The 14,576-nt window shown below is 71.4% G+C and carries 11 protein-coding genes; 6 read left to right on the top strand and 5 right to left on the bottom strand.

The annotated features are described in order from the left end of the window. Nucleotides 1–34 precede the first annotated feature (34 nt). From ACIREI_RS37875 to ACIREI_RS37860, 4 genes are all read left to right on the top strand, one after another. Nucleotides 35–2,983, top strand: coding sequence for a hypothetical protein (locus ACIREI_RS37875; protein WP_403343108.1), 2,949 nt, complete (start codon nucleotides 35–37; stop codon nucleotides 2,981–2,983). 260 nt (nucleotides 2,984–3,243) lie between these two features. Continuing rightward, nucleotides 3,244–3,750: a GNAT family N-acetyltransferase gene (locus ACIREI_RS37870; RefSeq protein WP_403343105.1), complete on the top strand. Its 507-nt coding sequence runs from the start codon at nucleotides 3,244–3,246 to the stop codon at nucleotides 3,748–3,750. Nucleotides 3,751–4,207: 457 nt separating this feature from the next. Then, complete coding sequence (locus ACIREI_RS37865) at nucleotides 4,208–5,632, top strand: Gfo/Idh/MocA family protein (RefSeq protein WP_403343102.1); 1,425 nt, start codon at nucleotides 4,208–4,210, stop codon at nucleotides 5,630–5,632. Nucleotides 5,633–5,963: 331 nt separating this feature from the next. Beyond that, nucleotides 5,964–6,401, top strand: coding sequence for a subtilase-type protease inhibitor (locus tag ACIREI_RS37860; protein WP_403343099.1), 438 nt, complete (start codon nucleotides 5,964–5,966; stop codon nucleotides 6,399–6,401). Between the two features lie 98 nt (nucleotides 6,402–6,499). Here ACIREI_RS37860 and ACIREI_RS37855 read toward each other — a convergent pair whose 3' ends face one another. Together ACIREI_RS37855 and ACIREI_RS37850 are read right to left on the bottom strand one after the other, a co-directional pair. Further along, nucleotides 6,500–7,141, bottom strand: coding sequence for a response regulator (locus ACIREI_RS37855; protein ID WP_403343097.1), 642 nt, complete (start codon nucleotides 7,139–7,141; stop codon nucleotides 6,500–6,502). Next, nucleotides 7,138–8,355 carry a sensor histidine kinase gene (locus tag ACIREI_RS37850; RefSeq protein ID WP_403343094.1) on the bottom strand — a complete coding sequence of 406 codons (1,218 nt, stop codon included), beginning with the start codon at nucleotides 8,353–8,355 and terminating at the stop codon, nucleotides 7,138–7,140. The genes ACIREI_RS37855 and ACIREI_RS37850 overlap by 4 nt, the downstream gene beginning before the upstream one ends. Nucleotides 8,356–8,586: 231 nt before the next feature. Between ACIREI_RS37850 and ACIREI_RS37845 the strand changes: the two genes are divergently transcribed. Next, entirely contained in the window at nucleotides 8,587–9,153 is a 567-nt protein-coding gene (locus ACIREI_RS37845) for a heme-binding protein (protein ID WP_403343091.1), read from the top strand. Between the two features lie 790 nt (nucleotides 9,154–9,943). Next, on the top strand, nucleotides 9,944–10,453 hold the full coding sequence (locus ACIREI_RS37840; RefSeq protein ID WP_403343088.1) for a hypothetical protein: 510 nt from the start codon (nucleotides 9,944–9,946) through the stop codon (nucleotides 10,451–10,453). Between the two features lie 40 nt (nucleotides 10,454–10,493). Here ACIREI_RS37840 and ACIREI_RS37835 read toward each other — a convergent pair whose 3' ends face one another. The 3 genes from ACIREI_RS37835 to ACIREI_RS37825 form a co-directional block, all read right to left on the bottom strand. Then, nucleotides 10,494–12,110: a phospholipase D family protein gene (locus ACIREI_RS37835; RefSeq protein WP_403343086.1), complete on the bottom strand. Its 1,617-nt coding sequence runs from the start codon at nucleotides 12,108–12,110 to the stop codon at nucleotides 10,494–10,496. 124 nt (nucleotides 12,111–12,234) lie between these two features. Then, nucleotides 12,235–12,795: a hypothetical protein gene (locus tag ACIREI_RS37830; protein WP_403343083.1), complete on the bottom strand. Its 561-nt coding sequence runs from the start codon at nucleotides 12,793–12,795 to the stop codon at nucleotides 12,235–12,237. Nucleotides 12,796–13,170: 375 nt separating this feature from the next. Continuing rightward, the gene (locus ACIREI_RS37825) at nucleotides 13,171–14,526 is read right to left on the bottom strand and encodes an FAD-dependent oxidoreductase (protein ID WP_403343167.1); all 1,356 of its coding nucleotides are present in this window, start codon (nucleotides 14,524–14,526) and stop codon (nucleotides 13,171–13,173) included. Nucleotides 14,527–14,576: the final 50 nt, after the last annotated feature.

Here is a 14,576-nt window from a genome sequence, read left to right as displayed (position 1 = left end):
GCCGGGGCGGGCGGATGCGACGGGGGCGGAGCGAGTGGCCAGAGAGGTATGGAGTGGCAGTGCCGGGATAGAGGCGGCCGACGCGGTGTTCGAGTTGATGAGACGGCTCATCGACAACTTCCGGGACAACCCGCCGGTGACGCCGCTGGTGGTCCTTCAGGCCGGTGAGGAGGACGAAACCGGCACCCTGGACCGTCGGGTCGCGCAGGTCGTGGAGTTCGTCCGTCAGGGCCATCAGCCGCGGGGGCTGATCGCCGCACGGCTGGACGGCGGAGGCGGCGCGGACGCGTACTCCTCGGCGATCGACCTGGTGCGCCAGCTGTGTGAGCACCCCTGGGACAACCAGAACCAGTCGCAGTACAAGGCGTTCGGCTTTCCGCGCTCGCGGCTGTTGCGTGCCATCGAGCAAGCCGCGCCGGAGGTCGGCGGGGACGTGAGCACGGTGTGGTCCGCCGCCCAGCGCCGCGAGCGGCTGATGCGGCGGCTGGCCGAGCTGCGCTGGCGGCCGGGGCGTGATCCGGACGGCACTGATGAGGAGAGGCGCGTCTCGGCGGTCGCGGACACGGTCGGTGCGGTGGTGAACCCGTCCGGTTTCGTGGGCGCGATGTTCATCGCGTGCCTGAGCGTGCTGCTCGGCGAGGGCGGGTGGCAGACGGCTTTGTGGGGTGGGGCCCTGGCGCTGGCGGCGTTCGGTGTGGTGCACCTGCTGGCGCGCAGCGCGCCGCCGCTGCTGTGGCTGCGCCGGGCCAGCAGGTGGTTCGCGACCACCACGTTCCTGGCGCCTTCGAGTGACCGGCCGGCGGCGGCCGAGTGGTCCCGGTGGCGGCCGACGAAGTCCTGGGAGACGATCCGTGGCCGGGCCTTCGCCGTCGCCCAGCAGGTGGTGGCCGCCCAGGCCGGTGATGCGACGGCCCGTCAGTTCCACTTGGAGCTGCGGGTGCTGGCGTTGCTCGAGGACCTCCGCGACAACTTCCGGCCCCGGACGCTGGACCTGCGCCGCCGCAAGCGTACGGTTCCGCCGGTGGTGTATCTGCCCTGCGCCACCGAGGACGACGGTGGCCTGCTGTTGCTGCGGGCGATCAGCAACGTGCGCACCCGTCGCAGCGAGGTGGACCCGCTGCTGGTGCTGGCCGCGATCCCGGCGACGGAGCGGCTGCGGCCGCCGGGGTCCGCGGAACCCGGGCTGCCCGTCGCACCGCGCACCGACGGGCCTGCGCCGGACGATCCGGAGCATGCCTTCGCGGCGGACGCCAGGTACCAGGAGTGGGTGACCGGTCTCAACGTCGGCCAGTCCCCCGGGCGTTCGGCCGCGCTGCCGTGGATCCTGTGGATACCGCTGTCCGCCGAGGAGTTGCGGCGCCGGCACTCCGCGCAGCACTCCACCACCCGGATCCGTCGTACGGCTGCCTGGCTGCTGTGGTCCAGGCCCTGCCTGGCGGTGGTCCTCGCCATCGCCCTGGCCCTGGGTTTCCTGGGCAACCGGTGGATGGCCCAGCGCTACTGCGAGGGTCGGCTGATCGGGTCCAACACGGACTCCGTTCTCGTGGGCGGTGAGTGTGTGGGGGTCGCGACCGGGGACGTACGGCTGGCCGCGGGCAACGGGCTGGAACTGTACGGGGCCGGCAAGGGCGTCACCTTCGACGCCGTCGAGCAGGCGATCAGGGCGGAGAACGCGAAGATCGGCGCCGAGGACAAGTACGTGACGATCGTCTACGCCGGTCCGGTCACCGCGGCGGACGAGGCCGACACTCGCAAGGGGCTCGAGGAGATCACGGGTGTCTACCTCTACCAGCACTACGCCAATGTCAGCACCCACCAGCCGACCAAGATAAGGGTCCTGCTCGCCAACGCCGGCGAGAACATGCTCCAGGTGCTGCCCATGGCCCGGCACATAGCGGAGCTGGCCCGGCGCGATCGGTCGGTCGTCGGTGTCGTCGGCCTGGGGCGCGACACGACGGAGAGCGACGACGCCGTGGAGATCCTCAAGGGTGCGGGCCTGCCCGTGGTGAGCACCACCAACTCCGGCAGCCATCTGGCGCGGGAGCTGTCGAACTGGTTCGGTCTGGCCGCCACCGACGAGGAGGAGGCTGACGCGCTGCTCGTCGTCGCCAGGCAACTCGCCCGGCGCGCGGAGGGCGCCCGGGCCGTGGTGCTGGCCCGCAAGGTCGGCAGCGAGAAGGACTTCTACACGACCGAACAGGCCAGAGTGGGCAAGCAGATGCTGGACCGGGCCGGCTTCAAGCCGCTGCCCTCCCGCTCCTACGGGCTGAGCCCCAACGGCGAACCGGAACTCACCGACCCGGTCGAGGACATCTGCGCGAGTGACCCGGTGCCGAGAGCGCTGTACTTCGCGGGCCGGGTGGAGGACGTGCCCAACCTGATGTCCCAACTGGGCTCCACGCCCGGCTGTTCCGGCCGGCCCATCACCGTGTTCACCGGCGACGACCTGGCCAAGAGCAATTACGACGAGGGCGAGAGTCTGCGCATCCCTCCGGAGGTCACCCTCTACCACTTCGCGCTGGCACCGATGGACCTCGTCGGCGCGGCCGGCTTCTACGAGGACGCCCACGACGTGCTCGGCGACCTGCTCCCTGCGGGCAAGGCGACCGCGCTCGCCGAGCCCGCCCGGCCCTGGGAGGACGCACTGTTCTCCAGCGGCCAGACGGTACTGGCCTACAGCGCGACCGCGGTGCTGTACCGGGCGTCGAAGAACGGCGACGCCCCGCAGACCGCCCCGGAGACCTGGGCCGACCTGCGCTGGCGCCCCAACCCGAACCTGCCGGTCGGCACGGTCAGTTTCGCCGGCAGCCAGCCCTACGCCGACCAGCGGGGACACGCCTACAAGATCGTGCGGGTGACCTACCGCGGCCACAAGGTGCGCTCGGTCACCGTGTGCGGGCGGCCGGCCGGCAGCGACGAACCGCTCTCCGCGCCGCCGGGCCGTGAGGGCGCCGATCCGGACACGGTGTGCCGCGAGGAGTGATTCGGCGTCCGGGGGTGGGGGCGGCGGCCGCGCGGGAGGTATGCGGGAACCCTGTGTATGCTCCTTCCCTGTTCGTGTCGACGGAAGTGCAGAGAACAGGGAGGTGAGGTTGATGACCGCGCTCAAGGCCGCCGTGCACAGTGTCCGGGTCTCCCTCACGTCCCGGGCCGTGGCCTGACTCATCCCGTCCGCCCTCGCCGGGAGCGTGAGCTCGCGGGGCGTCCACACGAACACCACTCCGGAACGGATCCTCATCCATCATGCGCAACTGGATCACGCGTGCTGAGACCAGCGCCGACATCCCCGCCATCCGTGACATCGTCCTGGCCGCGTTCGACACCTCCTTGGAGGCCGACCTCGTCGACGCGCTGAGGGCCGACCCCTCCTGGATCGAGGGCCTGTCCCTCGTCTCCACGGACGAGAACGGCCGCCCCGTCGGCTACGCGCTGCTGACCCGCTGTCACATCGGCGACGCACCGGCCCTGTGCCTGGGCCCGTGCGCCGTCCGGCCCGAGCAGCAGAACAGCGGCGCCGGCTCCGCGGCCGTCCGCGCCGCCCTCTCAGCGGCCAAGGGCATGGGCGAGCGCCACGTCGTCGTCCTGGGGCACCCGACCTACTACCCCCGGTTCGGCTTCACCCGTGCCTCCGCCCACGGCATCGGCCTCACCATCGACGTACCCGACGAGGCCCTCATGGCCCTCACCCTGGACGCCGAGCACCCGCTGCCCAGCGGAACCGTCCGCTACGCCGCACCGTTCGGCATCTGACCCGCCGCGGCGCGGGGCGCGGTACAGCGCGCCCCGCGCTTCGTACACACGGCTGCTCCGCTACTCCGCCCCGGGCTCGAGTGCTCCACGAAGCAGCGCCATGTGACCAGGTTCCTCCGCACAACGGCAACCAGGAGGGCGGTCCCCCAACTCATCCCTTTGCTCGGCGTCTTCGCCTGCGGCCGCCCGCCCGCTTCGGCACAGCGCGAACGAGGACACCGGGCCCCAACCCGCCTTCGTCGAGCCGACGTTGACCGTACGGATTGGCAGGGCGCCGACTCGCCCCCGGACCGGTCCGACAAGCTGCCAGCAGGCCGCTGATGCTCGATCCTGCTCGGAACTGCTTTCTATCGAGCACATATTGACACGCACTCTCCAAGCCCGCAGAGTCATGCCCCGACAGTCCCGACAGTGCCCCGACAGTGATGCAAGCCCCCCATCGAGGAGTGTTGCCGTCATGTCCGAAACACCCGCTGTCTCACGCCGACTGCTCCTGGGCGGAGCCGTCGCCACCGGCGCGCTCGCGGCAGGGATGACCGCCGCGGCACCGGACGCCTTCGCCGCGACCGGACAGGCGCCCAGCCGCCGCCCCGGGCAGAAGTCGATGATCGGCGTGCCGTTCGAGGTCCACAGAACCGTCCGCGTCGGCGTCATCGGCCTGGGCAACCGCGGCGGAGGCATGATCACGGGCTGGGCGGCCGTACCCGGCTGCACCGTGACCGCGGTCTGCGACATCCGCGCCGACCGCGCGCGGCGCGCCGCGGACCGGCTGGTGAGCAAGGGTGAGCCCCGCCCCGCCGAATACGGCGGATCAGCCGACTCCTACGCCCGGATGCTCCAGCGTGACGACATCGACCTGGTGTACGTCGCCACGCCGTGGGAGTTCCACTACGAGCACGGCAGGGCCGCGCTGCTGAGCGGCAGACACGCCGTGGTGGAGCTTCCCGTCGCGACCGAACTCCGTCAGCTCTGGGACCTCGTCGACACCTCCGAGCGCACCCGCAAGCACCTGCTCCTCGCCGAGAACTGCAGCTATGGCCGCAACGAGCTGGCCATGCTGCGGATGGCGCACGCCGGCCTGTTCGGCGACATCACCAACGGCCATGGCGGCTACTGCCACGACCTGCGTGAACTCCTCTTCTCCGACACGTACTACACCGACTCCTGGCGACGGCTGTGGCACACCCGCAGCACCGCGTCCCTGTACCCCATGCACGGGCTGGCCCCGATCGCGGCGGCCATGGACATCAATCGCGGCGACCGGATGACCACCCTGCGCGCCACCGCGACCGCCCCGAGAGGACTGGCCGACTACCGCGAACGCTTCATCCCCCGGGACCACCCGTCCTGGAAGGAGACGTACATCAACGGCGACCTGGTCACCTGCCTCATCGAGACGGAGCGGGGCAGGGTCATCCGGGCCGAGCACGACGTGAGTTCACCGCGGCCGTACAGCAGGATCAACACCCTCGCCGGCAGCCGCGGGATCGTCGAGGACTACGCCGGGCCCGTCCCGACCGGCGCGCGCGTGTATCTCGAACCGGACCACGGCGGCCACACCTGGCGCGACTTCGCCGACTACCGCAAGGAGTTCGACCACTGGCTGTGGCGCAAGGTCGGCGACGACGCCGCGAACAACGGCGGTCACGGCGGCATGGACTACGTCCTGCAGTGGCGTACCGTCCAGCTGATGCGTACCGGGCTGGTGCCCGACATCGACGTGTACGACTCGGCTGCCTGGTGCGCGGCGGTCCCCCTGAGCGCCGCGTCCCTGGCGAGGCAGGGACGCCCGGTCGAGATCCCGGACTTCACCCGCGGAGCCTGGGCCGGCAAACGACCCGGACTCGACTCCAGCCCCACGGACATGCCGCCCCCCGACTGAAGGGCGCCGCGCCGGGGCTCTCGGTCGGCGCGGCACCGGTCGGTGAGTGCGGTCAGACCGAGGCGAGTGAAAACACACTCACAGATTTCAGGCCATTTCATACCCCAGGCACATCGGCCACACCACCGACCGGCGAACGGAATGAACGACCTCTCACCTCCTCGACCATGAGGACCCGTTGGCCATTCACGCCACTGATTGAAATGACAATTGGGTCCGGATTTCAACAGCGGGACAGAATTGGGCTTTAGCGTCCTGAGACGACAGCGACAAGGCGGGTACTTCGAGGCATCGAACACCGCAAACAGAAGGGAGTTGCACCATGCGACCAATGACACGCTGGACAATGACGGGAGTCCTGCTCACCACGGCCCTTGCCGGTCCCCTGAGCATGCCTGCCCACAGCGCGCCCGCCTCGGCGCCCGCCTCGCTGTACGCCCCTTCGGCGCTGGTCATGACCACCGGCCACGGGGAGAAGGCCGCCACCACAGCACCGGAGCGCGCCGTGACGGTGAACTGTGCGTACACCACGTCGGGAACTCACCCCGATCCGCGACAGGCCTGCGCGGATCTGGACCGGGTGAACGGGGACCTCGACCGCTTGGCCACCCTGCGCGGGAATGCGGCGGGACAACCCTGCACCAGGGAATACCGCCCCATTGTCGTCACCGTTGAGGGCGTATGGCGTGGTACACGCATAAACTATGAGCACACCTTCGCCAATCCTTGCATCAAGGAAACTCAGGGCGCTGCGGCATTCGCCTTCTGAGTCATCACGGCAGAGGTAAGGCCGCACATCGACGGGGCGGGGCGCACACTGGCGGGCGGCCCGCCCCTTCCGTATGCGCACTGCACGCGTATCGCAGTTCACGGCAGCAGACGTCGCTCCTTCGCGACCGCCACCGCGCCCGCGCGCGTGTCGACGCCGAGCTTGTCGTAGATGCGCCGCAGGTGGGTCTTGACCGTGGCCTCGCTGATGTACAGGGCGCGGGCGATGTCGCGGTTGCCGATGCCTCGGGCGAGCTGGGCGAGGATGTCGCGTTCGCGGTCGGTGAGGGTGGGGCGGGGGCGGCGCAGGTTGGCCATCACGCGGCCGGCGACCGGTGCCGACAGGGCCGGACGTCCCTCGGCGGCGGCGTGGATCGCGGCGAAGAGCTCGTCGGGGCGTTCGGCCTTGAGCAGGTAGCCGGTGGCGCCCGCCTCGATGGCGCGGGTGATGTCGGCGTCGGTGTCGTAGGTGGTCAGGACCAGCACATGGGCCGAGGAGCCGGGGGTGGAGGTGAGGCGGCGGGTGGTCTCCACGCCGTCGATGCCCTCGCCGAGCTGCAGATCCATCAGCACCACGTCCGGGGTGAGCTTCGCGGTCAGCGCGAGCGCCTCCTCGCCGGTGCCGGCCTCGCCGACGACCTCGATGTCCGGTGCGCTGTCGAGCAGGGCGAGCAGCCCGGCCCGTACGACGGCGTGGTCGTCGCAGACCAGGATGCGCACGGGAGCGCGGTCGGGGGTCATCGGGGCGCCTCCAGGGGGACGGCGGCGGACAGGACGGTGCCCTCGCCGGGAGCGGATTCGACGGTCAGGGTGCCGCCGAGGGCATGTAGCCGGGCTCGCATCGCGGGCAGTCCGTGGCCACGTCGCGCGTCTGCGGAGGCGGGCAGTGCGGTGGGGTCGAAGCCGTGGCCGTCGTCGGTGACGTCCAGGACGACCGCGTCGTCGAGGAGGGTGAGGGTGACGGCGGCGTTGTCGGCGGCGGCGTGTTCACGGACGTTGGCCAAGGCGCCCTGCGCGATGCGCAGCAGGGCGGACTGGACCCGGTCGGGCAGCTCGGGGAGGCGGCCGTCGTCGTCGACGTGGACGCGTACGGCGAGGCGTGCCCCGGAAGCGGAACCGGCCTCGCGTGCGGCCAGGGAGCGCAGCGCCTGAGCGAGGCCGCCGCCGCGGGCGAGGTCGGCGGGGGCCAGGTCGTGCACGAAGCGCCGGGCCTCGGTGAGGTTGTGCTCGGCGACGGACGCGGCGGTGCGGACGTGGGCGCGGGCCTTGTCCGGTTCGGCGTCCCACACCCGGTCCGCCGCCTGGAGCAGCATCCGCTGGCTGGACAGGCCCTGGGCGAGCGTGTCGTGGATCTCCATGGACAGCCGCTGGCGTTCGGCGAGGGTGCCCTCGCGGCGTTCGGCGGCGGCGAGTTCGTGGCGGGTGCGGATCAGGTCGTCGATCAGGGTGCGCTGGCGTGCGGTGTGCCGTTCCATCTGGAGGAACACGGCGGTGGCCAGGGCGGCGACGGCGGGCGGGGCGAGGACCAGGTTGGGGTCGAAGCGGCCCGCGAGCTGCACCTGCGCGGCGACGACGAACACGGTCAGGAGCGCCACGAGTGCGAGGGCCGCGCGCGGTGGCAGTGTGCGCAGGCCGGTGTAGAACAGGGGCACCGCGCACCAGGCGAAGCTGGGGGCGAGCACGACGAGGATCATCCACACCACGACGACCAGCGCCAGCCATGCCGTACGCCGCCGCGTGGGCCGTGGGCCCGGGTCGCCGGTCTTGGGGTCCAGCAGATGCAGCACGGTGAGCACGACGCACAGCGCGATGATCCACGGCGTACGCGGTTCGCCGGGGTGGCGCAGCAGGAAGCGGGTGAGCGCTCCGCCGAGCAGCAGGAAGAACGCCGCGTGCATCACGGCGCCGAGCCACCGGGTGTCCACGGTGTCCGGTTCGTCAGGCCGGTCCCCCATGTGGGTCGCATCCCTTCCGCTCCTAGGCGCTGAACTGGGCAAACACCTCCATTGTGGCCTGGTGCACGGGCCGGGCAGGTCAACCGATCGGATGACACCGGTGTCGTCCGTCTAGCGGCCGGGAGGCAGACGGAACGTCGACCGTCGCGGCCTGCTTCCGCATCGAGGGTGGAGAGCGGACGAAGCGGGGCGGCAACGGGCCGCCCGCCCACCGAAGGAGTCGACCGACCCATGAACCGAGTGCACAAGAACTTCTCCCGCCGTGCCCGCGTCGCCACGGGCGGCGCCGTACTCGCTGTCGTCGCCCTGGCGGGCTTCGGTGCGGTGTCCGCGAATGCCTCGGCGCCCGCCACGGCGTCCGCCGCCGGCTCGGTCGTCGCCCCGGCCCGGGCCACCACCACCTCCACCCATCTGACGACCGACGCCGCCGCCAAGACCGCGCAGGCCGCGCTCGACGCCGCCGAGAAGGAGAACCAGCGCGTCACGGTCGCCGTCGTCGACCGCAACGGCAACACGATCGTCACCCTGCGCGGCGACGGCGCCGGCCCGCAGTCCTACGAGTCGGCCGAGCGCAAGGCGTTCACCGCGGTCGCCTGGAACGCCCCCACCTCCCAGCTGGCCGAGCGCCTGGAGCAGGCGCCCAACCTCAAGGACATCCCTGGGACCCTGTTCCTGGCGGGCGGCGTCCCCGTCACCGCCGACAGGGCGCCGATCGCCGGCATCGGCGTCGCGGGCGCCCCGTCCGGCGCGCTGGACGAGAAGTACGCGCAGGCGGGGGCGGACGCGCTGGCTCGCTAGGGCCTGGTCCGCCGGACAGGCACGAGTCGCAACGGCGTCACGGGCTGCTCATCACTCGTCCTGTCGGCGGGGCGGTTGGCCTCGTGCGAGGGGCGACGACGGCGTGCCCAGGTCAGCCGCTGCCAAGGGCCATGAGGAGGCTCGCGCCACCGAGTCCACCAAGGAGGGCGCCGACATGGTGGGGCGCAGGCGAGGTACAGGCCGTCCTCGGAGCTGTCGGCTCCGCGATCACCGGCCCTGCTACGACCGCCGGCTCCCCTGCCCCTTCGCCGCCGCGCTCACCGCCGCCAAGCCGCTCTCGACCCGGCGGACGTCCTCAAGCCTGCGCGGCGAGCACGGATCAGTCGCGCACCGCCCGTGGCGCCTCCGGGCGGCGCGTCGGCCTGTCGACTCACCGCTCCCCCGCCCGCCCCGAAATACAGGTGCCTGCCGCCGTACGCCTCGACTACGGTGATCAATGTTCAGGTGCGCAGGCTGCGGCTACTTCGCCTCTCAAGCGGGTGACGCGGGTTCGAATCCCGTCGCCGGCGCCATGCCGGTGTCGTCCAGCGGCCCAGGACGCCTTCAGTGCGCCGCCGCCGACCTCGATCTCTGAACACCTACGGCACGAGCCGCCCGCCATGGAAACCGGCGGGCGGCTTCGTCGTTCACGGCCATGGGGCATGGGCGCCCGGCCGCATGGGTCGGCTGGATTCGATCCCGCCGACTGATGTCGATCCCACCGCATACCTCGTGTGACAAGGGGAAACTCGGACCGAGGACCATTGATGACGCGCGGAGGGAGTGCGCAATGAGTCAGGACAGGACGAACTCCTCGGATCTTCCTCAGCCGTTGCGGATCATTGGCTCCGGGCTTCGCCGCCTGCCCGGGGCGGGGCAGGTGAGCAGGGTCGCCGACGGTGCGCTGGATCGGATCGGAACGGTCTCGCCGCGCGGACGGCGGATCGCGGTCTACACCGGAGCCGGGGTCCTCGGCGTGGCCGGCGTGGTGGAATGGCCCCTGGCCCTCACCGGCGCGGCCGTCGCCTGGCTGACCCAGCCGCGCCCCGGCCAGGACGCACCAGGACAGACGGCCCAAGGCGACATGGCGCGGGACAGCGGGCAACGGCCCACTGCGGTCGGGGCCGGCGACGCCCGGTCGGAGTCCCGAGGCCCCGGCGACAGGCTGGCCCCCTCCCACTTCCAGCACGACCACCCTGAACACGGCAGGCACGATCAACCCGCCAAGGTCGGTGACCCCGCCACGACGTCGGCACTCAAGAAGGTCGCGGAAGCCTCCGCACACCACGACGGACGGTAGACATCCGACTCGTCAGCAAACGATCATCCCGCCGCAGCCCTCAGTAGTCGTTGCGACGCCGTAGCCCGAAGGGCCTGCCATCCGGATCGACGAGCAGGCGATGCAAGGGCGTGCAGACCGTCCTGGCCGTACGCGAAAGGCTCGGCGGACGATAGGTGCGCAGGCGCCCGGGGGGCCGGGCGCCGCGGCGGCCGTTGTCGTGCCAGTGGTCCAGTGCGGCAGCGCTCGCCGCGAAGGCCTCGAAGGAATGCACGGGATCGCAGAGGGGGTCCGGCGCGAGTGGGGTGCGCGGTGCTTCCAGGTCCAGGTGCTCGCGCGCGAGTTCCAGACGCAGATTTCTGGCGAAGCGGCGTGCGCCGTCCCCGAGGCCACCGGGGTCGCGCGGGTCGCGGGGATCCGTGGTCTCGTCCAGGACGGCACAGCTGAGTTCGGAGTCGTGGGTCCAGGAGCGGAGGTTGATGTTGTCCGAGCCGACCGAGACCCACACGTCGTCGATCACGCACACCTTGGCGTGGACGTACACCGGTGTCCCGGCGTGGTTCTCCAGCCCGTACACCGCGACGCGCCCACCGCCGGCGCGGCGCAGCCTGTCCAGGGCTGTGATCCGGCCGATCAGGTTGATCGGCCGGGTGAGTCGGCCGTCCTGTTCGGGGACGGAGGGGATGACCGCGATCAGGCGCAGGCCGCGGTTGGCGGTCAGTGCCTCGGCGAAGGATTCCACCACGTGCGGGGACCACAGGTACTGGTCCTCCAGGTAGATCAGGGCCCGTGCCCGCCGCAGCGCCTTGCGGTAGCCGCGCGCGATGCTGCGCTCGCCGTCAGGGGCGAAGTCGTAGCCGCGCAGGAGACGGTTGGGGTAGGTGCGCAGGACCTGGAGGGTGTGTGTGCCGCGGGGTGCGGGGTCGGGTGCCTGGGGTGGCAACGCGTCGGCATCGGTGTCCTCGCCGTGAGCCAGTTCCCGCAGGCGGACGAGCGGGCTGCGGGTGAGCGGCGCGGGGTCGTCCCAGCGCTCGCGGAAGACGGTCTCGATGTCGCCGACGGCCGGCCCGCGTATCGCGAGCTGGATGTCGTGCCACGGTGGGTGCGGTCCGTACGCGGCGGCGAGGGGCAGTGACTGCGGATCGCCGCGGTGCGTCGCGTCGTCATGGCGGTTGTGGCACAGGTCGATACCGCCGACGAACGCGATGTCGAGCTCGGGGCGGTCGGGATGCCGGAGCACGACGAGTTTCTGGTGGTGCGAGCCGCCGGGTCGTACCCGCATGTCCAGCAGGCACTCGCCGCCCGCCGCTTCGACCTCCTCGCCCAGGTGGCGGTTCTCCGCCTCACTGAACTGGAAGCGGTCCAGGTGGGAGCGCCACAGCAGCCCTTTGACGATCACTCCGCGCCCGGCCGCCTCGCCCAGGACGACGCCGATCTCGCTGCCGGGTCCGTCGAGGCGCTCGTCGGGGTCGCCCCGCCAGTCGGTGAACAGGAGCAGGTCTCCTGCGCGCTGCGCTCGAACGGCTCCGAGGAGTTCTGGGAAGTACGTCCCGCCATGGATGAGGGGCCGCACCAGGTTTCCGTGCGACCAAGCCGCTCGATCCGATCGGCGGCTGTCCAGACGTGTGGCGCTGTTGCCGCGTTCGTCCGGGGTCAGCAGCCAGTCGGTGAGTTCCACAGCCCAGGTCCTCCAGACAACATACGCGGGTACCCGGTTCGCGCCTGCTCATCCTGGGCCTCGGAAGCCGAACCTCGATGACCGGCCGCCGACGCACCGGCGGCCGGTCATGCACAACCGCTTCTCAGCCCTGGCCGGCAGTCAGCCGCCACACCGTGAGGTCGAATGCGAAGGCGGTGGAGCAGGACAGCGGAACCCTCTCGCCGAGCACGTCCACCGTGGCCACGGTTCGGAGCGGTGTGTTGGTGCCCTTGGTGATCACGTAGTGGCCTGCGGGGTCCTCGATGACCTCGTGCACGGGCTTCGGCCGTCCCGCGGCCGCGTAGGTGCCGCTGACGACGGCGTCGCCCACCGGCTCGGCCGTGTCGTCCAGTTTCCTGACCGGGATGTCGGCCGCGATCGTTCCGTCGGTGAACAGCGTGGTGTCCTCCGGTCCGTACCCACCGCCGTACTCCCCGTCCGGCGTCTCGACCGACAGGCTGGCGTGCGAGCCGAACGCGGAGTTCTGGTACAGCTCCACCGCGACGGCGATGCCTCCGGATTGCCCGGTGCAGGACAGGGCGTGGCCCTTCTCGATCGTCTTGACCGGCTTGGATCCGCCCTCGGCCGCTGCAGCGGTCTGAGCGACCCCGCCTGCGGCGACCATCCCGGCGCCGATCAGACAGGCCATCGCGACTCGTGTCATGTTCCTCAACTCGGTTCCCCCCTGTGCCCATGTGTGGCGTTTACGCGCGTTGCGGGATCTGAGACACGCCAGACACGTCTTCGGTTGTACTGAACGGGAAAGGCCGCTGCTCGCCGACCATCCAACTCGTCGTCGCAGTACGACTCCTGGAGCTTGCCGACGACCACGCGCAACTGCCGCACGGAGGCGATGTGGGGTACGGCCTCGCTGCCGGGCTCTGTCCGCCTGACTGTCCGGCGCTGCCAGAGGCCGAGTCCGCGGCGGACCGACCTGTGCCGCAGGCCGTGTCGTGCCCAGCCACGGCCTGCGGCACTCCAACCTTCACCGCCCCGCTTGAACTCCGGCGATCATGCGGGCCCTTGGTGTCGGCTTCGCTCAGACTCCCGGTCCCTCCGGTGTCGTCGGCGGCTCGGCAGGAGTCGTTGTCGGCGGGTGGAAGAGGACGGCTCGGGCTACGGGCGGGGCGAACAGGTCGGTGACGGGTGCGGAGAGGGTCAGTACGGAGCGGAAGGCGCGTCCTACGACGGGGTCGCCGGGGGCGCGCTCCTGGACGCGCTGCAGGTACCAGTCGGCAGCGCGGTCCGCGGGTCCGCCGGCCACCGCGTTGCCGGTCGCCCCCGGCATCTTGCGGTCCGCTCCCGCGGAGATGTCCCATGCCGGCCGGGATGCCGCGAGGAGGGCCCGCTGCACGCGCCGCGTCGTGGGGGTCCGCTGGGGATCGGCGAGTGCGTCGCGCAGAGCGACCGCGCTCATCGCGGCGACGGCCATGCCCTGTCCGTAGATCGGGTTGAAGGTGCACAGGGCGTCGCCGGTGGCGACGAATCCCGCCGGGCCGTTGCCGGGCACGTCGTAGCGGCGGCGGACATTGGCGGTGCGTCGGTAGCCGAAGGCCGGCGAGAGCGGTTCGGCCTCGTCCAGCCACCGGTGCAGGAGCGGATGCGGCAGCCTCTTGGTGTACGTCACGAACTCGTCGTCGTCCGTGGGCGGTTCGTCACCGCGCAGCCCCGAGACGATGACGAGATGGCTGCCGTCCTCCAGCGGCAACGCGCCGCCGGCGTGGACCTGGTCGGGGCTCGGGTAGACGTAGTAGCCGACGGTGTGTCCGTCGAGGACGCCGCTCCTGCCGCGGTAGACGCGTGAGGCGTACGCGAGCCCCGTGTCGATGGTCTCCTCGTGCGGCGCCTCGGCCCCGATCGCCGTGAGCCACTGCGGGGCCTTCGTGCCGCTGCCGGAGGCGTCGACGACCAGGTCGGCCTCAAGAGCCCGCTGGTCCCCGCGGGCGTCACCGGAGCGGTCCCGCAGCAGCACGCCCCGCACGCGCGAGGCGTCGCCGAGGAGCCCTACGACATCGGTCCCGTCCACCGCGCTGATCACCGGGTTGGCCAGAACCCGCCGTCGTACCAGTTCCTCGAGCTGTGCGCGGGAACCGGTGTAGATGTGCGTCGTCGCGGGCAGCCGGCGGTACCAGCGGCCGTTCTGCCACAGCACCATGTCCGACGGCATGCCCACCCGCGGCGCCCCCGCCGCCCGTAACTCCGCCAGGAAGCCCGGCAGCAGCGACTCCAGGGCCACCTGTCCGCCCTCCAGCAGGACATGTGGATGCCGGCCCTGCGGTACGCCGGGGCGCGGTTTCGTCCCCTCCGGGAAGCGGTCGCGCTCCACGACGGTCACCCGGTCGGCGTGCCGCGCCAGGACGTGCGCCGCGAGCATCCCCGCGAGGCTCCCGCCCACCACTACCGCGTGCCGACCGCCCCAGCCCTCGCCCACGTCCCAACCGCCCT

This window comes from Streptomyces sp. NPDC093591 (assembly GCF_044764885.1).
Classification (GTDB): domain Bacteria; phylum Actinomycetota; class Actinomycetes; order Streptomycetales; family Streptomycetaceae; genus Streptomyces.
The sequence above is the reverse complement of the archived record's forward strand: the minus strand, read 5'-3'. Positions and strand labels throughout refer to the sequence as shown.